Origin of the sequence: Bradyrhizobium vignae (genome assembly GCF_900324035.1) — a bacterium.
Taxonomy (GTDB): domain Bacteria; phylum Pseudomonadota; class Alphaproteobacteria; order Rhizobiales; family Xanthobacteraceae; genus Bradyrhizobium; species Bradyrhizobium vignae.
The window spans coordinates 2,405,980-2,423,091 of record NZ_LS398110.1; the positions used below are offsets into that span (position 1 = coordinate 2,405,980).

The following is a 17,112-nucleotide window of genomic DNA, read 5'->3' on the forward strand; positions in this document are numbered from 1 at the left end:
ATGAAACCCGAATAAAGGATTCGCGGCGGTACAGTCTTGGCCGGGAACATTATTGTATATTGACCGAACCGTTCGGTCAATGATATCTGGGATCGGCGAGAGGAAACCGGCTGCGCAGCGGCCGCCCTCGGTCGCGCTTATTGGGGAGGCCTTTATGGCCGTATCGAGAGACCAGGCTGCTCGCGTCCTTCGCCAGGAAGCGGCGGAGGACCGGGCCGGCGGTGATGCTGCGTCCGAGACATCGGCACCCCCTGCCGAGCAGTTGCGCGCTCATGTAGCCGAGGAAACGAAGCGTCCGACCCGCGAGGCGCCAGAGAAGCCCGTGATCGACAAGCCGGCCGCACCCGCTGCCGCTGCGCCCAGGTCCGGCAAGCGCAAATTCGTCCTGATGGGCGTCGGCCTCGTCCTCGCACTCGCTGTTGCAGGCTATGCAGGCTACTACACTCTGGTCGGCCGCTTCTACATCTCCACCGACGACGCCTATGTCCGCGCCAACAACACCATGCTCGGCGCGCGCGTTGCCGGCCATATCTCCTCGATCCTCGCCGGCGACAACACGGCGGTGCGTGCCGGCGACATCGTCTTCCGCATCGACGACGGCGACTACAAGATCGCGGTCGAAGCCGCCGCGACCAAGATCGCGACCCAGCAGGCCACCATCGATCGCATCGGCCGCCAGGTCGCCGCGCTCGACAGCCAGGTCGCGCAGGCCAAGGCGCAGCTCGTCTCCGCCGAAGCGGGCCTCAAGCGCGCCGACCTCGATTATGAGCGCCAGCAGGCGCTGAGCAGCAAGGGCTTCGCCTCGCGCGCCACCTTCGAGAGCTCGGAAGCCGGACGCGATCAGGGCGCCGCCGCGGTCAAGGCCGCGCAGGCTGCCTACGACGTCGCGGTCAGCAATGTGGACGTCGCCAAGGCGCAGCAGGCCGAAGCACAGGCTCAGCTTGCCGAGCTCAAGACCACGCTGGCCAAGGCCGAGCGCGACCTCGGCTTCACCGCGGTGCGCGCGCCGGTCAACGGCACGTTCTCGAACCGCCTGGTCAACACCGGCGACTTCGTCGCGGTCGGCCAGCGCCTCGGCAACGTCGTGCCGCTGGACGAGGTCTACATCGACGCGAACTTCAAGGAGACGCAGCTCAAGCGCATCCGTCCCGGCCAGCCGGTGACGATCAAGGTCGACGCCTACGGCATGCGCAAGTTCTCCGGCGTGGTCGACAGCATCGCGGCGGGCGCGGGCTCGGTGTTCACGCTGCTGCCGCCGGACAACGCGACCGGCAATTTCACCAAGATCGTGCAGCGCGTGCCGGTGCGCATCCGCGTGCCGAAGTCGGTGGCGAAGCAGAACCTGCTCCGCGCCGGCATGTCGGTCTACGCGACCGTCGACACCAACAAGGGCGCCGCCGACGCCGACAGCGAGGTCGATCTCGACGATCCCACCGCGATTCATCCGCAGTAGGGGCGCTATGATGTTCGAGACGAGCGCCGCTTCGTCTTCCACCTCCCCCGAAGGGAGAGGTGGATCGTGCCGCCTCGCCCGAGCCGAGTGAGAGAATGGCCACCGCCACCACCGCTTCGCCTGCCATGATGGCAGCTTCCGCTTCGGAGCGCATCGCGCCGAAGCGGCTGTTTGCGTTCATCAATGGTGTTCGGGATGTTCATGTCCATCCTGGACATCCAGATCGTCTCGGCGTCGCTCAGCGAAATCCAGGCCGGATTGTCGGCGAGCTCCAGCGAGGTCTCCTGGGTTCAGACCGCCTATCTGATCGCCGAGGTGATCGCGATCCCGCTGTCGGGATTTTTGTCGCGCGCCTTCGGCACGCGGCTGTTGTTCGCGATCTCGGCGGCCGGCTTCACCTTCTCGAGCCTGCTCTGCGGCTTCGCAACGACGATCGAGGAGATGATCCTCTGGCGCGCGCTGCAGGGTTTTCTCGGCGCCGGCATGATCCCGACGGTGTTCGCCTCGGCCTACACCGTGTTCCCGCGCACGAAGTTCCACATCGTCGGTCCCATCATCGGCCTCGTCGCGACGCTGGCTCCGACGGTCGGGCCGACGGTCGGCGGCTACATCACCGACCTGATGTCGTGGAACTGGCTGTTCTTCATCAACGTCGTGCCCGGGATCGGCATCACCCTCGGCGTGCTGGCGCTGGTCGATTTCGACGAGCCGCATTTCGAGCTGCTCGACCGCTTCGACTGGTGGGGCCTGCTGTTCATGGCCGGCTTCCTCGGCACGCTGGAATATGTGCTGGAGGAGGGACCGCAATATGAATGGATGCAGGACACCTCGGTCGCGATCTGCGCCTGGATCTGCGCGATCTCGGCGATCGCCTTCTTCTGGCGCGTGTTCACGGCGGCCGAGCCGATCGTCAATCTGCGCACCTTCTCCAATCGCAATTTCGCCGTCGGGTGCACGCTGCAATTCTGCATTGGCATCGGCCTCTACGGCTTGACCTACATCTATCCGCGCTATCTCGCCGAAGTGCGCGGCTACAGCGCGCTGATGATCGGCGAGACCATGTTCGTCTCCGGCATCACCATGTTCCTGGTCGCCCCGCTGGTCGGGCGGCTCATGGCCAAGCTCGACATGCGCTACATGATCGCGTTCGGCCTCATCGTGTTCGCGATCGGCTCCTACCAGATGACCTGGATCACCCGCGATTACGATTTCTACGAGCTGTTGGTGCCGCAGATCCTGCGCGGCATCGGCATGATGTTCGCGATGGTGCCGACCAACAACATCGCGCTCGGCACGCTGGCGCCTGACCGAGTGAAGAATGCGAGCGGCCTGTTCAATCTGATGCGCAATCTCGGCGGCGCGGTCGGTCTTGCCGTCATCAACACCGTGCTCAACGACCGCACCGACCTGCACATCACCCGCCTGCAGGAGCGCGTGACCTGGGGCAACGCCACTGCGACCGAAACCCTGACCATGTTCATGCAGAAGTTCCAGGGTCTCGGCGATTCCACGCTGATGGCGATGAAGCAGCTCTCCCAACTCGTGCATCGCCAGGCCGTGGTGATGAGTTTTGGCGACGCCTTCCTCATGCTGACGCTGTTCTATCTCGGTCTCAGCCTGCTGGTCGCGCTGCTGAACAAGCCGGCTTCGCCGTTCGGCGCCGGCGGCGATGCGCACTAATTTGCAACACTCGTGCGTGATCTCGCGCGAGCCCCGTTGCAATTCACGAGCGACACATCTATAAAGCGCACCTCATTCAATCGAACCGGGAGGGATTTGCATGATTTCGTCGCAATCGCAGATCGTACGCCCGCGCTCGATGATCTCCTGGCTCGGTATGTACGCGGCCCGTTAGAGGCCTCTTCCGCCAGCTTCGATTGGGCCAAGGTTTTGGCCAAGCGTCCCGATCGCTTCGCTTCCCAAGTCAAAATCAGTTCTACATGACGCCGTTGCGGCCTTCGGGCCGACTTGCGTCCATTCGATGGAGCCGGCCCGCGCGAAAGCGGCCGGATGATGCCATGACCGCTCTGTCAAAAAAGCCCGCGGCGATTCGCGTCGTGCTGCCCTTCGTGTTCCGGCACTGGCTGAAGCAGCCGGGGCGCGGCCTCGTCGTGGCCGGCGGCCTGCTCGGCGCGACCGTCGCCGATTTGTTCATGCCGGTGTTCTCCGGACACCTGATCGATGCGCTGACCCGCGGTCCGTCCGATCCCGATGCGCGCCACGCGGCATTGGTCGCGTTCGGCGCCATCGTGGCGCTCGGCGCGGCCTCGATGGTGCTGCGGCTCGCAGGGCTCCAGGCGATCGTGCCGTTCACGCTCAAGATCATGTCGGACGTCGCGCAGGACGCGTTCACGCGCGTGCAGCGCTTCTCGACCGACTGGCATGCGAACTCTTTTGCCGGCTCCACGGTACGCAAGATCACCCGCGGCATGTGGGCGCTCGACCTGCTCAACGACACACTTCTGTTGGCGCTCTTGCCCTCGTTTGTCGTTCTGATCGGGTCGATGATCCTGCTCGGCGTGCACTGGGCCTCGCTCGGCGCGGTGATTGCGCTCGGCGCGCTGGCCTATGTCACCATGACGGTGCTGTTCTCGACCCGCTACATCGCGCCGGCCGCGCGCGTCTCCAATGCCTGGGACACCAAGGTCGGAGGCACCTTGGCGGATGCGCTGACCTGCAACGCGGTGGTGAAATCCTTCGGCGCGGAGCTGCGCGAAGACGCGCGGCTCGCCCGCGTCATCAAACGCTGGCGCGTGCGCGTGCGGCGGACCTGGTTTCGCTACAACTACACCGCCATGGCGCAGCTCTCGCTGCTGCTGGCCTTGCGTGCCTCGGTGATCGGCGGCTCCGTGCTGCTGTGGATCTCGGGATATGCCTCGCCGGGCGACGTCACCTACGTGCTGACGAGCTACTACGTCATCCACGCCTATCTGCGTGACGTCGGCATGCACATCAACAACCTGCAGCGCTCGGTCAACGACATGGAGGAATTGGTGGCGATCCATGACGAGCCGATCGGGATTGCGGATGCGGTCTATGCGCGGCCGATCGCGATCGAGGGCGGCGAGATCGTGTTCGACGACGTCACCTTCCATTATGGCGGCCATCGCGCGCCGCTATACGACGGCTTGTCGGTCAGGATCCGCGCCGGCGAACGCGTCGGTCTCGTCGGCCGCTCCGGCTCCGGCAAGTCGACCTTCGTCAAGCTGGTGCAACGGCTCTACGACGTCACCGGCGGTCGCGTGCTGATCGACGGGCAGGACATCGCGCTCGCCACGCAGCAATCGCTGCGCAGCCAGATTGCGATCGTGCAGCAGGAGCCGATCCTGTTTCACCGCTCGCTCGCCGAGAACATCGCCTATGGCCGGCCCGGCGCCAGCTTTGATGCGATCGAGCAGGCGGCGCGGCTCGCGAATGCGCACGACTTCATCCTGCGTCTGCCGAAGGGTTACGGCACGCTGGTCGGCGAGCGCGGCGTCAAACTGTCGGGCGGCGAGCGGCAGCGCGTGGCGCTGGCGCGGGCGTTCCTGGCGGATGCGCCGGTGCTGATCCTGGACGAGGCGACCTCGAGCCTCGATTCGGAATCGGAGGCGCTGATCCAGGAGGCGATGGAGCGGCTGATGAAGGGCCGCACGTCGATCGTGATCGCGCACCGGCTGTCGACGGTGAGGAGCCTCGATCGCATCCTGGTGTTCGACCGCGGCGAGATCGTCGAGCAAGGCACGCATGCTCTGCTCGCGGCCAAGCCGGCGGGCATTTATCGCGGCCTGTTCGAGCGCCAGGTGGTGGAGCTCGGGCAGATCGCAGCAGCGGAATGAGGCGCGGCCTGCGGACGGAGGAGAACGTCCGCAAGCCGCGAAGGATCAGGGCAGGGATGGATTGACATGAAAGACCTGACGCGCGGCTCCATCGTGAGCCACATCCTGCACATGGCGCCACCGATCGTGGTCGGCATGATCACGATCATGATCTGCCAGCTCGTCGACCTCTACTTCGTCTCGAGCCTCGGCGAGGCCGCGATCGCGGGCGTCGCCGCGGCCGGCAACGCCGGCTTTCTCGTCAACGCCTTGATGCAGGTGCTCGGCGTCGGCACGGTTGCGTTGATGGCGCATGCCGTTGGCCGCAAGGACCGTGACGATGCCAATCTGGTGTTCAACCAATCGGTCGTCCTGTCGGTGCTGTTCGGGCTGCTGACGCTGGTTGCGGGTTTCGCGCTGTCGCGTCCCTATATGCGCGCGGTCGCGGCCGACGACGCAACGATCGAAGCGGGCACCCTCTATCTGCTCTGGTTCATGCCGGCGCTGGCGCTGCAATTCGCGACGCAAGTGATGGCGTCCGCATTGCGGGCGACCGGCATCGTGCGGCCGAGCATGCTGGTGCAGGCGCTCGCGGTGGGCATCAACATCGCGCTGGCGCCGGTCCTGATCTCGGGCTGGGGCACCGGGCATCCGCTCGGTGTCGCTGGAGCTGGCCTCGCAAGCTCGATCGCCGTCTGTATCGGCGTGCTGATGCTGCTCGCGTATTTCCTGAAGCTGGAGCGCTACGTCGCCTTTCATCCTGCGCAATGGCGGCCTCAGCTTTGGCAGTGGAAGAGAATCCTCAATGTTGGCCTGCCTGCCGGCGGTGAGTTCGTGATGGTCTTCATCATCATGGCCGTGGGCTATTATGTACTGAGCGTTTTCGGCCCGGCGGCGCAGGCCGGATTTGGTATCGGCACGCGTCTCCTCGGCCTGATCCAGATGCCGGCGCTCGCCATTGCGCTGGCTGCGGGGCCCATCGCCGGCCAGAACTTCGGCGCCGGCAACGGCGCGCGCGTGCGGGAGACCTTTGTCAAGGCGGCGCTTGTCGCGACCGCCGTGATGATCGTGTTCCTGGCCCTCGCGCAACTCGCGCCGGGTCTGTTGCTTGCCGGCTTCTCGAGTGATCGGGAAACGTTGGCGGTTGCGTCGCTCTTCCTGCGCATCGTCTCGTTCAACATGGTGGCGCAGGGGCTGATCTTCACCACCTCCAGCATGTTCCAGGGACTCGGCAACACCAAGCCCGTGCTGGTGAGCTCGGCAATGCGGGTCCTCACCTATTCCCTGCCGTCGATCTGGCTCTCGACGTGGCCGGGCTTTCGGATGGAGCACGTCTGGTATTTGTCGATTGTGACAACGACGGTTCAGGCTGCGTTGAGCGTGTGGTTGCTGTACCGCGAATTCGGCAAGCGCCTGGCTCCGCTGCGGCACGCCGAGGTTCCGGAGGAGGTGGAGACTGAGCCTGAAGCGCCTCCTGCGCGCGCGCCGGCATAGCGACAGCCTGGTCGTGTCGCGACAAGGACGCATCTTCGTTGGCGCACACGTCAGTGCGCGCCAACGCTATTCCAGACCAGGGTGAGGCCCGACAGGAACAAGAGGCCGAGCACGACATCGCCGAAATGCTTGTCGTTCAGCGCGTGATAGACGCGCGCGCCCGCCCATGCGCCGATCAGCGTGCCGGGAAAGGCGACAGCCGCGAGCCAGACCACCTTGAAGGCGACGAGGCCCGATGCCGTCTGCAGCACCAGCGCGGTGGCGAGCACCGTGAAGTTGAAGAGCTGGAAGATGCCGCGCCGCTCGTGCTTGTTCCAGCCGCGGATGTTGGCCCACAGGATCGGCAGCGGCCCCGAGAGTCCGGCGAGGCCGCCGAGAATGCCGCCGGCAAAGCCGATCGCGCCGTCGGCAATCCGGCCGCCGGCCTTGAAGGCGAGCGGCCTCTTGTTGAGGTACAGCGCGCTCGAGAAGATCAGGATCAGCACGCCGACGCTCAGCTTGAACACTTTTGGATCGGCCGACGCGACCATCATGGTCCCGAGCGGCACGCCGATCAGGCCGCCGATCAGGAACGGCCAGACCAGCGAGAGATCAAAACTCTTCCACATCGAGGGCAGCGTCGAGGTCTGCGCGATCACCGAGCAGATCAGCACCAGCGGGACCGCGAGCGTGGGCGGCAGGACGTAGAGCCAGATGCCGAGCGCCATCAGCGCCGTGCCGAATCCGGCCAGTCCCGAGACGAAGCCGCCGGCTAGCGCGCCGAACAGCAGCAGCGCGTAAGTGGACGTTTCCACCTGTCATTTCCTGTCGTTAGCGGCGATGCCGAACTTCGATCGCTGCTTTTGAACGTCATCTGGCGCATAGCACAGATGCGGCCGGGAAGGTCAATTTCAAAACCGCACGCAAGCGTGATGCCGGAGGGCGGGCATTCGCGGAAGACGCGCCTACATGATGCTCGCACTTTAATCTTGGGGCCTGCCGGGCGTCACGCCGCACCGTCCCTGATGAGATGATGGAGCATGATCATGACCCGCATGAACATTGCCGTTGCGGCCGCGCTGTTATCGGTCGCCGGCCTGACGCCGACATTGGCGCAGGCGCAGTTTTCCGAGCCTGCAGCCTATCAGGCCGCACATCCCGACCGCGATGTGCTCAATGGCGGCCAGCTCACGCCCGCGGGGCGCGCAGCCCGCGGCGAGGCGTTGGCCCCGAGCGAGGCCTATGCGGCCTATCCTGCAGCCGTTGCGCCAGTCGTTCGCCCACGCCACCGTCGTCATCATCGATAAGAAGAGTCTAGACGATCTGTCTGGTGTCGGCGGGCTCGTGTAGCGCGCCGATCAGGATGCGCAGCGCTTGCGTCAATTCCGCCCTGTTGCGTGCCGCCCCCAGCGAGACACGCGCCGCATGCGGCGGTGCTCCATCCACGGTGAAGGCATCGCCTCCCACGATCGCGAGTCCATTGCGCAGCAGATGTGCCGCGACATCGCGCCGGCCCTCCGGCAGCCGCAGCCAGAGATGATGAGCGGCAGGCTTGGCCAGGAACTGAAAACCCTTTAGGGCGCGTTGCGCAATCTGTTGGCGCCCGACTGCCTCGTTGCGGATGGCCGTGATGATGCGGTCGGCGATACCGGCCTCGATCCAGTGCGTCACCAGAGCGACCATCAGTGGCGCCGGCATCTGGACGGTGGCCTGCAAGTGGCCGCGCATCTGAAGCTGCGCGTCGGCATCGGGCGTCACCAGATAGGCAACGCGTAGCGCCGGCGCAATGCATTTTGACAGCGTGGTTGCGAGATAAGTCCGCTCCGGAATGAGGTTCGCGATCGGCGACGCCGAGCGATCAAGCAGCCCGTAGGCGTCGTCCTCGATCAGGATCGTGCCGGCATCGCGAACGATCTTTGCGACAGCGCTGCGCCGCTCAGCCGAAAGCGTTGCGGTGGTCGGATTGTGCAGCGTCGGAATGAGATAAACGGCCTTTGGCCGGTGCGCGCGGCACGCCTTTACCAGCGCATCGGGCAGGATGCCGTCCTCGTCCATCGGGACGCCGACGAGCTTGACGCCGAGCTGTGCTGCGGCGGCCTTGATGCCGGGGAAGGTGAGGGCTTCGGTCAGCACGGTTTCGCCGGGCCGCGCAAGATGAGCGAGCAGGTTGAAGAGGATCGTCTGTGCGCCCGGAAAGATCACGAGCCTTTCGGCCTGCGCATGCGGAGCGCGTGCGCGCATCCAGCGCGCGGCGATCTCGCGCTCATGCGCGCTGCCGCCGGGCGGCTGATAATTGAGATACGCCGTCAGGCCCGATTGCGTGCGGATGGCTTCCATTCCGGCGACGATGCGCTCGTCGAGCTGCGCCTCGAGCGGATGCGGCGGCACGTTCATCGAGAGGTCGATCGCGACCGGATGCGGCAGGTCGACCGCGCGCCGCGCGCTGGTCTCCGACACAAACGAGCCCTGTCCGACGCGGGCTTCCATGATGCCGCGGCGCCGGGCTTCAGTGTAGGCGCGCGTCACGGTGGTGAGGTCGATGCCGAGTGCTTTTGCCAGCGCCCGCTGCGTCGGCAATTGCTGGCCGCGCACCAACCTCCCGGCGGCGATATCGGCCTCCATGGCCTCGACGATGCGCTGGTAGCGCGGCCCCGAGAGCTCCGAGATTGTAGGGATCCAGCCCATGCAATTTAGGCCTATAAGCTTTGAATGTATGGATGCATGATATTATTGTATGGATCGTCGAAAAGGAAGAGGTGTGGTCATGGCGACGGTCTCTCTGGCAAAGGCGATGTGGCGCGGTTTCAGCGGCAAATGTCCCAATTGCGGGGAGGGGCATATGTTCGGCCGTTTCCTGAAAGTGACCGAGGCTTGCGATCATTGTGGCGAGGAGCTGTTTCACCAGCGCGCCGACGACTTTCCCGCCTATCTCGTGATGGTCGTGGTCGGCCATCTCGTGGTGCCGGCAATTCTTGCGATCGAGACCGCTTACGCGCCGCCCGAGTGGCTGCAGCTTGCGGTGTGGCTGCCCGTGACGCTGTTCGCTTCGCTCGCGCTGCTGCAACCAACCAAGGGCTGCATCGTCGGGCTGCAATGGCAGCTTGGCATGCACGGCTTCGAGGCGAGCAAGCTGCGGCGGGAGACGGGCGGGCTTGCGCCGGTGCCGGTGAAGGTGGACACGCGCGCCGCCTGAATCGAGCGCGCCGATGGCGGTGTTGCGAGATCGTGGTGTAACTCTTGTCGTCGTTCCGGGGCTCGCGCAGCGAGAGCCCGGAATCCATTCATTTCACCAACACTGCGGCCCGATGGATTCCGGATTCGTGCTGCGCACGCCCCGGAATCACGATGGTGGTCCAAATGGTGAGGGGTCCGATGCGCTAGCATCGAACCCCTCGTTGCTTCCTCAGCAGGACGCGTTTTCTTCACGCGAACCGGAAAACCACTTCGCTCGAAAACGCTTCAGAGTATCAGCCGGCCTGTAAGCCGGGTTCTGTAGGGCACCGCCCGCTTGCGCGAACGATACGCGACGGCCATTCCTCTGGAACCATGTTTGCACATGGCCTCGAGCAACCTACCCGGACGGCGGGCCTGACATCGCCCCGCGGCGTTATCGCTTTCGCGAACAGCCCGCTATGCCGTCCCTATTCGGTTTTGCTCCCGGTGGGGTTTGCCATGCCGGCTCCGTTGCCGGAACCGCGGTGCGCTCTTACCGCACCTTTTCACCCTTACCCGCCTACGCTGCTTGCGCAGCTTCGGCGCGGCGAGCCTTGCGGGCTTGTCGCGCCATAGCCCCGAAGGGGCGACGGCGGGCGGTTCGTTCTCTGTGGCACTTTCCCTGGGGTCACCCCCGCCGGACGTTATCCGGCACCGCATGTCAAGGGAGCCCGGACTTTCCTCCCCGGCGGCCTTTCGGCACCTGCCGGAGCGGCCGTCCGGCCGACTGACGGGACTACGCATGGGCATTTGTGACGGTTCCGTCAAGCCGATATCGCGACGTACGATCCGCCCGAAATAATTTATCCTGAAGATGTCGTTTGGACCGTACCCCGTTCGACTGGATGTCGGCGAGTGAGCCGAACAACAGGAGTGAAGCCATGCAATATCTGCTGATGATCTATCAGAACGAGGTCGAGTACGCGAAGAACGACGCGGCGACCAGCCAGAAGATGCTGGCCGAATACCAGGCCTTCACGCAATCCATCATCCAGAGCGGCAACTTCAAGGCCGGCGACCGCCTGCAGCCGACCACGACTGCAACGACCGTGCGTGTGCGCGAGGGCAAGACGCTGACGACCGATGGTCCGTTCGCGGAAACACGCGAGCAGCTCGGCGGTTACTACCTGGTCGAGGCGAAGGATCTCAACGCGGCGATCGAGATCGCGGCGCGGATTCCCAGCGCGCGCATCGGCTCGATCGAGGTGCGGCCGATCTGGGTCTACGACAAGTGACGGCCGAGCCGCGCGTCGCCGCATGACCCCTGGCGAGATCGACAGGATATTCCGTGACGAGGCGGGGCGGGCGCTGGCCACGCTGATCCGCCTCGTCGGCGATTTCGATCTCGCCGAGGACGCACTCCAGGATGCTTTCGCCGTTGCCCTGGAACGCTGGGCGGGGTGTGAGGCCCCTGACAATCCGCGCGCCTGGCTGGTCAACGTCGCCAAGCACAAGGTGATCGACCGCATCCGCCGCCAGGTGGTCTTCCGCGGCAAGCAGCAGGCGCTGGTGCATGAGCTCGAGCTCAACGCGCTGGGCCCCGACGAGCCGCCGGCAACGCTCGATGACGACATGCTGCGGCTGATCTTCACCTGCTGCCATCCCGCCTTCGCGCCCGAGGTGCAGGTCGCGCTGACGCTGCGTACGGTCTGTGGGCTGTCGACGGCGCAGGTGGCGCGCGCCTTTCTCGTCAGCGAGGAGGCGATGGCGCAGCGGCTCGTCCGCGCCAAGCAGAAGATCAGGCTTGCCGGCATCCCCTACGAGGTGCCGGAGCGCGAGGCGCTGGCGCCGCGGCTCGATGGCGTGCTGGCCGTGATCTATCTCGTCTTCACCGAGGGCTATGTCGCGACCGAGGGCACGGACCTGATGCGGCCCGATCTCGCCGTCGAGGCCATCAGGCTTGGTCGCCTGCTGGACCGCTTGCTGCCCGATCGCGCCGGGATCAAGGGCCTGCTGGCGTTGATGCTGCTGCACGACGCGCGCCGCGCCGGGCGCGAGACGCCGGCCGGCGACATCGTGCTGCTCGAAGAGCAGGACCGCGCGCTGTGGGACCGCGCGCAGATCGATGAGGGCCTGCGGCTGGTGGAGGACGCGCTGCGCGTGCCGGGCCGGCCGCAGCCCTATGCGGTGCAGGCCGCGATCGCCGCGCTGCATGCGCGTGCGCCGAGCTTCGAGGAGACCGATTGGCCGCAGATTGCGGGGCTCTACCAGGTGCTGCTGCGCATCAGTCCTTCGCCGGTGATCGAGTTGAACCATGCGGCGGCGGTGTCGATGGTCGATGGGCCGGCACGAGCGCTCGATCTCGTCGATGCCATCACCGCGCGCGGCGGGCTTCGCGGCTATGAGCTGTTGCCCGCGGTGCGCGCGGATTTGTTGCGGCGGCTCGGCAGGACGGAGGAGGCGCGCGAGGCGTATCGTGCGGCGACCGAGGCAACGCAACTCGAGCCGTTGCGGCGGCTCTATGCGCGAAGGGTGAGGGAGATGGGGTAGGGCTGTATCAACGTCATCATGCGAGCCAACGGGTCCGCGCGAAGCGCGGCCCGATGACAGGCTCCGCGAAGCAATCCAGACTGCCTCGGGGGAAACAGTCTGGATTGCTTCGTCGCATCAGCGCAAAATTGCTTCGCAATTTTGTCGCGAGCTCCTCGCAACGACGGAGGATGTAGCTGTCGCCCTCACTTCGCAACCGTCGTCGCGTCCGACGGCAAGCTCGCCAGCAGCGCCTGCAATGTCGAGAGCGTCGAATGATCCGCGACACCGTCGAGCCGGGCCGGACGGAAATGGCGCTGGAAGGCGGTGACGACCTCCATGGTCGCGGCGTCGTATTTGCCGTTCAGGGGCACGCCATAGCCGTACCGTGCGAGTGCCTGCTGCATGCTCAGTACCGCGTCGCTGATGGTGCCGAGCATCAGCTTCTCGCCCCGAACGATCGGCGCGGGTGTTACCCAGTGACCGACGCCGGAATTAGCCAGCGAATGCCACGGAAATTTTTCGCCGGGGTCCTTCTTGCGGGCGGGCGCGACGTCGGAATGGCCGAGCACCCGGTGCGCCGGCACCTTGCGGCGGAGCATGATACCGCGGCACAGCGCGATCACGGCGGCGATCTGGCGCAGCGGATACTCCGGATAGCCCCAGTCATGGCCGCGATTGATGATCTCGATGCCGATCGAGCAGGAGTTGATATCGTCCTCGCCGGCCCAGGAAGAGACGCCCGCGTGCCAGGCGCGCTTGGTCTCGGGCACGCATTGCACGATGCGGCCGTCCTCCAGCACGACATAATGCGCCGAGACCTCGGTGCCGGCCGTGCAGAGCCGCGCCAGCGCGCCCTCGACATCGGGCATGCCGGTGTAGTGCAGCACGATCATGTCCGGCTGCCGTCCCTTGTTGCGCTCGCCATAATTGGGCGAGGGGATGATGTCGGACACGATCGAGGAATCGGGCTCGAACGTCCGCAGGCCCGCCACGGTCTTGGGAACCGGGAGAACACGTTGTCGCTTCGAATCGGATCCAGACGGCGTGGACGAACCGGAGGGCATGAGCAGCTCAAACGGACGGAGAGTGGGGCAAGCCCTTCTCTTTACTATTCCTTTACCCTGCACCGTGCGCAATCACGCGACGCGGTTAACGGATGCATTTTGGCGATGTGTGTGGATGAAGCATCACCCCCACGTCACCTTTTCCACTTGTCACGGGCCGAGCAACGCTTTCTTAACGCTAAGGGCCGTTACTGAGAGATGAAGAGCCGACCCGCGTCCGGAGGCGGCCAAAGCGTATTTTGGCTCGAAATCCCATGGCTGCCCGACAAATTCCACTGGGAACACTGGGTTGGTGGCCCGGGACGACCGGGCTCGGTTACCATGCAGGACGGGGGCTTTGTCGTGGAACCGCCGCGACGCGCAATGATTCGAGGCGTTATGGGCTTGTTCGACCCCGATCTCGCTTGGTCAGGCTGGATGGTCGGCAGGCGTCGCGCATGAGCTCGGCGCCGCATATCCCTGTTCTTGGCCGTGAGGCCATCGCGCATCTCGCTCCGCGCGAGGGCGGCGTCTATGTCGACGCCACTTTCGGTGCCGGCGGCTATAGCCGCGCGATCCTGGAGGTGCCGGGAACCCGACTGATCGCCATTGATCGCGACCGCACCGCGATTGCCGGCGGTGCCGAGCTGGTCGAACGCTCCGCGGGCCGGCTGACGCTGGTCGAGGACCGCTTCTCCAACCTTGCCGAGGTCTGCGCCGCGCAAGGCCTCGAGGCGATCGACGGCGTCGTGATGGACGTCGGCGTGTCCTCGATGCAGCTCGACCAGGCCGGCCGCGGCTTCTCCTTCCGCCTCGACGGTCCGCTCGACATGCGGATGGGGCAGACAGGCCCGACCGCGGCCGACGTCGTCGCGCGCGCCTCCGAAGGCGATCTTGCCGACATCATCTATCTCTTCGGCGAGGAGCGGCATTCCCGCCGCATCGCCCGCGCCATCGTGGCGGACCGGCAGGAAACGCCGTTCACCACCACGCGCGCGCTCGCCGATCTCGTCGGCAGGGTGGTGCGATCGAAGCCCGGGGACATTCACCCGGCGACGCGGACGTTCCAGGCGCTGCGCATCTTCGTCAACGAAGAGCTCGAGGAACTCCAGAGCGCGCTCGCTGCGGCCGAGCGCGTGCTCAAGCCCGGCGGCCGCCTCATCGTCGTCTCGTTCCATTCGCTGGAAGACCGTATCGTCAAGAATTTCCTCTCCGAGCGTTCCAAGACGGGCGGCGGTTCGCGGCATCTGCCGGAAGTCGCGCAAAGTGCGCCGAGCTTCCAGCTGCTGACGCGGCGGCCGGTCGTCGCCGGCGAGGACGAAGTCGCGCATAATCCGCGCGCGCGCTCGGCAAAGCTGCGCGCCGCCGAGCGCACCTCGGCGCCGGCGCACGAGACCGACGAGGCATCGTCCTGGCCAAAGCTCTCGGACGTGATGAGGGGCGGCTAGCGCATGCGCATCATCCACCTCCTCGTCATCGGTGCGCTGATCTTCGCAGCCGCCCATGTCTACCGGATCAAGATGGACTCGACGGCGCGCACCGAGAAGGTGCTGCGGCTGCATGCGGAGATCCGCGAACAGCGCGATGCGATCGCCTCGCTGCGCGCAGAATGGGCCAAGCTCGATGCGCCCTTGCGCCTGCAAGGCCTGTCCGACCGGCATCTGTCGCTGAAGCCGATCAACGGCACGCAATATGATTCGCTGAAGAACCTGCCGGAGCGTCCGCCGCGGATGTTCAGGCCGGGCGAGCCCGATCCGATCGGGGCCATGCTCAAGACCATCGAAGCCGCGAGCGACCCTGACACGGTGACGGGTTCCGTGCCTCAGCCCGAGGACAAGCAATGAGCCCGGCAACGCCTGCAAGACCAACCGAAAAGTCGGCCGAGCCTTGGCGGCAGCGGCTGATCCGAAGCCTGCTCTACGGGCGCAATGTCGATCGCGCCGCGAAGGCGCGCGCGCGCGTGGGCCTCGCAATGCTCGCCTTCGCCTCGGTCTACGCTTTGATCGGCGGCCGGCTCGTGATGTTCGCGATCGGCGCCGACGCCCACAGCGCGCGCCGCGCTGCGGCGCAGGAGGTGGTTGCGACCGCACGGCCCGACATCGTCGACCGCAACGGCGCAATCCTTGCGACCGACGTCAAGGCGGCGAGCCTGTTCGGCGAGCCGCGCCGCATCATCGACAAGGACGAGGCGATCGAGCTCTTGACCGCGACCATTCCCGACCTCGACGAGGTCGAGGTGCGCGAGCGCCTCAGGACGCGCAAGGGTTTCGTCTGGCTCAAGCGCGAGGTCACGCCGGCGCAGCAGCAGGCCGTCCACAAACTCGGAATTCCCGGCATCGGCTTCCTGCGCGAGAACAAGCGCGTCTATCCCACCGGCAACGAGGTCGCCCATCTCATCGGTCTCGTCAACATCGACAACCAGGGCATCGCTGGCCTCGAGAAGTGGCTCGACAACCAGGGGCTGGCCGATCTCCACCGCGCCGGCTTTGCCACCGACCGGCTGCAGAAGCCGATCGAGCTCTCGGTCGACCTGCGCGTCGAGCATGCGCTGCGCGACGAGCTGTTGAAGGCCAAGGACAAGTTCCACGCCAAGGCCGCCTCCGGCATCGTCTCCAACGTCAAGACCGGCGAGATCGTGGCGATGGTCTCGCTGCCGGACTTCGATCCCAACAATCCGAAGGAAGCGCACGACCCCGACCGCATCAACCGCCTGACCACCGGCGTCTACGAGATGGGCTCGACCTTCAAGGCGTTCACGCTGGCGATGGCGCTCGATTCCGGCAAGATCAACTTGAACTCGATGTGGGATGCGCGCGGAAACCTGCACTACGGCAAGTTCACGATCCACGACAGCCATCCGCTCGGACGTTTCATCAACACCAAGGAAGTGTTCACCTACTCGTCCAACATCGGTGCCGCACGGATCGCACTCGGCCAGGGCGTCGAGGCGCACAAGGCCTTCCTCGCCAAGATGGGGCAGTTGACGCGGCTGCGCACCGAATTGCCGGAGAGCGCGGCGCCGCTGATCCCGCGGCGCTGGAGCGAGCTGAACACGGTGACTGCCGCGTTCGGCCAGGGCCTCTCCGTGGCGCCGCTGCAAGCGGTGATGGGTATCAACGCGCTGGTGAACGGCGGCTACCTGATTCCGCCGACATTCATGAAACGAAGCGAATCCGAAGCCATGGCGATGGCCAAGCGCGTCATCAAGCCGGAGACCAGCGACAAGATGCGGTTCCTGATGCGGCTCAACGCCGAAATCGGCACCGCCAAGACCGCCGACATCAAGGGCTACTATGTCGGCGGCAAGACCGGAACGTCGGAAAAGGTCATCAACGGCCGCTACGCCAAGAAGCGCGTGCTCAACTCGTTCACCGCCATCATGCCCTGCGACGATCCGAAATATCAGATCCTGGTGATGCTGGACGAGCCGCAGGCGATTCCCGAGACGAAGGGTTTCATCACCTCCGGCTGGAACGCGGTGCCGACCGGCGGCAAGGTGATCGAGCGGATCGCGCCGCTTCTGGGCGTCGAGCCGCGGTTTGACCTGCCGCCGTCCGAGCGCCTTATTCTTGCAGCATCCAGGACAACCCAGTAATCAACCGGGTGGGCCGTCGCCGGTGCTGAGTCGGGATTTTCCCAAGGATTCGGCTTTCCGGCCGGG

General features: G+C 65.5%; 13 protein-coding genes, 1 other RNA gene and 1 pseudogene. 11 read left to right on the plus strand and 4 right to left on the minus strand.

Translation table 11 applies throughout. The features are described 5' to 3' along the window. Positions 1-154: 154 nt before the first annotated feature. The 4 genes and pseudogenes from BRAD3257_RS11710 (at position 155) to BRAD3257_RS11725 (ending at position 6,744) form a co-directional block, all read left to right on the plus strand. Positions 155-1,453, plus strand: coding sequence for an HlyD family secretion protein (locus tag BRAD3257_RS11710; RefSeq protein ID WP_122401954.1), 1,299 nt, complete (start codon positions 155-157; stop codon positions 1,451-1,453). Positions 1,454-1,548: 95 nt separating this feature from the next. Beyond that, a pseudogene (locus BRAD3257_RS11715) lies at positions 1,549-3,133 on the plus strand (DHA2 family efflux MFS transporter permease subunit). A 338-nt stretch (positions 3,134-3,471) separates the two neighbouring features. Then, positions 3,472-5,271 (plus strand): ABC transporter ATP-binding protein, encoded by a 1,800-nt coding sequence (locus BRAD3257_RS11720; protein ID WP_162500168.1) that lies wholly within the window; start codon positions 3,472-3,474, stop codon positions 5,269-5,271. Positions 5,272-5,337: 66 nt separating this feature from the next. Further along, the gene (locus tag BRAD3257_RS11725; protein WP_122401956.1) at positions 5,338-6,744 is read left to right on the plus strand and encodes an MATE family efflux transporter; all 1,407 of its coding nucleotides are present in this window, start codon (positions 5,338-5,340) and stop codon (positions 6,742-6,744) included. 50 nt (positions 6,745-6,794) lie between these two features. Here BRAD3257_RS11725 and BRAD3257_RS11730 read toward each other — a convergent pair whose 3' ends face one another. Beyond that, complete coding sequence (locus BRAD3257_RS11730; RefSeq protein WP_122401957.1) at positions 6,795-7,538, minus strand: sulfite exporter TauE/SafE family protein; 744 nt, start codon at positions 7,536-7,538, stop codon at positions 6,795-6,797. 231 nt (positions 7,539-7,769) lie between these two features. On the opposite strand from BRAD3257_RS11730, the gene BRAD3257_RS11735 reads away from it, so the two are divergent. Then, positions 7,770-8,030, plus strand: coding sequence for a hypothetical protein (locus tag BRAD3257_RS11735; RefSeq protein ID WP_162500169.1), 261 nt, complete (start codon positions 7,770-7,772; stop codon positions 8,028-8,030). 7 nt (positions 8,031-8,037) lie between these two features. On the opposite strand, the gene BRAD3257_RS11740 is transcribed toward BRAD3257_RS11735, so the two are convergent. Beyond that, complete coding sequence (locus tag BRAD3257_RS11740) at positions 8,038-9,408, minus strand: aminotransferase-like domain-containing protein (protein WP_162500170.1); 1,371 nt, start codon at positions 9,406-9,408, stop codon at positions 8,038-8,040. 79 nt (positions 9,409-9,487) lie between these two features. Between BRAD3257_RS11740 and BRAD3257_RS11745 the strand changes: the two genes are divergently transcribed. After that, positions 9,488-9,916: a DUF983 domain-containing protein gene (locus BRAD3257_RS11745; RefSeq protein WP_162500171.1), complete on the plus strand. Its 429-nt coding sequence runs from the start codon at positions 9,488-9,490 to the stop codon at positions 9,914-9,916. A 270-nt stretch (positions 9,917-10,186) separates the two neighbouring features. Here BRAD3257_RS11745 and rnpB read toward each other — a convergent pair. Next, positions 10,187-10,667: RNase P RNA component class A (gene rnpB / locus BRAD3257_RS11750), an RNA gene on the minus strand. Positions 10,668-10,817: 150 nt separating this feature from the next. On the opposite strand from rnpB, the gene BRAD3257_RS11755 reads away from it, so the two are divergent. Then, positions 10,818-11,171 (plus strand): YciI family protein, encoded by a 354-nt coding sequence (locus BRAD3257_RS11755; RefSeq protein WP_122401961.1) that lies wholly within the window; start codon positions 10,818-10,820, stop codon positions 11,169-11,171. Positions 11,172-11,193: 22 nt separating this feature from the next. Continuing rightward, on the plus strand, positions 11,194-12,426 hold the full coding sequence (locus tag BRAD3257_RS11760; protein ID WP_122401962.1) for an RNA polymerase sigma factor: 1,233 nt from the start codon (positions 11,194-11,196) through the stop codon (positions 12,424-12,426). Between the two features lie 185 nt (positions 12,427-12,611). Here the strand turns inward: BRAD3257_RS11760 and BRAD3257_RS11765 are convergent, their stop codons facing one another. Further along, entirely contained in the window at positions 12,612-13,472 is an 861-nt protein-coding gene (locus tag BRAD3257_RS11765) for an N-acetylmuramoyl-L-alanine amidase (RefSeq protein ID WP_174221563.1), read from the minus strand. Positions 13,473-13,909: 437 nt separating this feature from the next. Here BRAD3257_RS11765 and rsmH point away from each other — a divergent pair, with 437 nt between their 5' ends. Genes rsmH through BRAD3257_RS11780 form a run of 3 tightly spaced genes read left to right on the plus strand, consistent with a single transcriptional unit; the run spans position 13,910 to position 17,046 of the window. Then, complete coding sequence (gene rsmH / locus BRAD3257_RS11770) at positions 13,910-14,899, plus strand: 16S rRNA (cytosine(1402)-N(4))-methyltransferase RsmH (protein WP_162500172.1); 990 nt, start codon at positions 13,910-13,912, stop codon at positions 14,897-14,899. Between the two features lie 3 nt (positions 14,900-14,902). Then, positions 14,903-15,295: a cell division protein FtsL gene (gene ftsL, locus BRAD3257_RS11775; protein WP_122401964.1), complete on the plus strand. Its 393-nt coding sequence runs from the start codon at positions 14,903-14,905 to the stop codon at positions 15,293-15,295. After that, positions 15,292-17,046, plus strand: coding sequence for a peptidoglycan D,D-transpeptidase FtsI family protein (locus BRAD3257_RS11780; protein ID WP_122401965.1), 1,755 nt, complete (start codon positions 15,292-15,294; stop codon positions 17,044-17,046). The genes ftsL and BRAD3257_RS11780 overlap by 4 nt, the downstream gene beginning before the upstream one ends. Positions 17,047-17,112: the final 66 nt, after the last annotated feature.

Coding starts and splice junctions, on each gene's coding strand:
- rsmH (WP_162500172.1), top strand. CDS start 13,910: ATGAGCTCGGCGCCGCATATCCCTGTTCTTGGCCGTGAGGCCATCGCG.
- BRAD3257_RS11765 (WP_174221563.1), bottom strand. CDS start 13,472: ATGCCCTCCGGTTCGTCCACGCCGTCTGGATCCGATTCGAAGCGACAA.
- BRAD3257_RS11760 (WP_122401962.1), top strand. CDS start 11,194: ATGACCCCTGGCGAGATCGACAGGATATTCCGTGACGAGGCGGGGCGG.
- BRAD3257_RS11725 (WP_122401956.1), top strand. CDS start 5,338: ATGAAAGACCTGACGCGCGGCTCCATCGTGAGCCACATCCTGCACATG.
- BRAD3257_RS11780 (WP_122401965.1), top strand. CDS start 15,292: ATGAGCCCGGCAACGCCTGCAAGACCAACCGAAAAGTCGGCCGAGCCT.
- BRAD3257_RS11745 (WP_162500171.1), top strand. CDS start 9,488: ATGGCGACGGTCTCTCTGGCAAAGGCGATGTGGCGCGGTTTCAGCGGC.
- BRAD3257_RS11755 (WP_122401961.1), top strand. CDS start 10,818: ATGCAATATCTGCTGATGATCTATCAGAACGAGGTCGAGTACGCGAAG.
- BRAD3257_RS11735 (WP_162500169.1), top strand. CDS start 7,770: ATGACCCGCATGAACATTGCCGTTGCGGCCGCGCTGTTATCGGTCGCC.
- BRAD3257_RS11710 (WP_122401954.1), top strand. CDS start 155: ATGGCCGTATCGAGAGACCAGGCTGCTCGCGTCCTTCGCCAGGAAGCG.
- BRAD3257_RS11720 (WP_162500168.1), top strand. CDS start 3,472: ATGACCGCTCTGTCAAAAAAGCCCGCGGCGATTCGCGTCGTGCTGCCC.
- BRAD3257_RS11740 (WP_162500170.1), bottom strand. CDS start 9,408: ATGGGCTGGATCCCTACAATCTCGGAGCTCTCGGGGCCGCGCTACCAG.
- ftsL (WP_122401964.1), top strand. CDS start 14,903: ATGCGCATCATCCACCTCCTCGTCATCGGTGCGCTGATCTTCGCAGCC.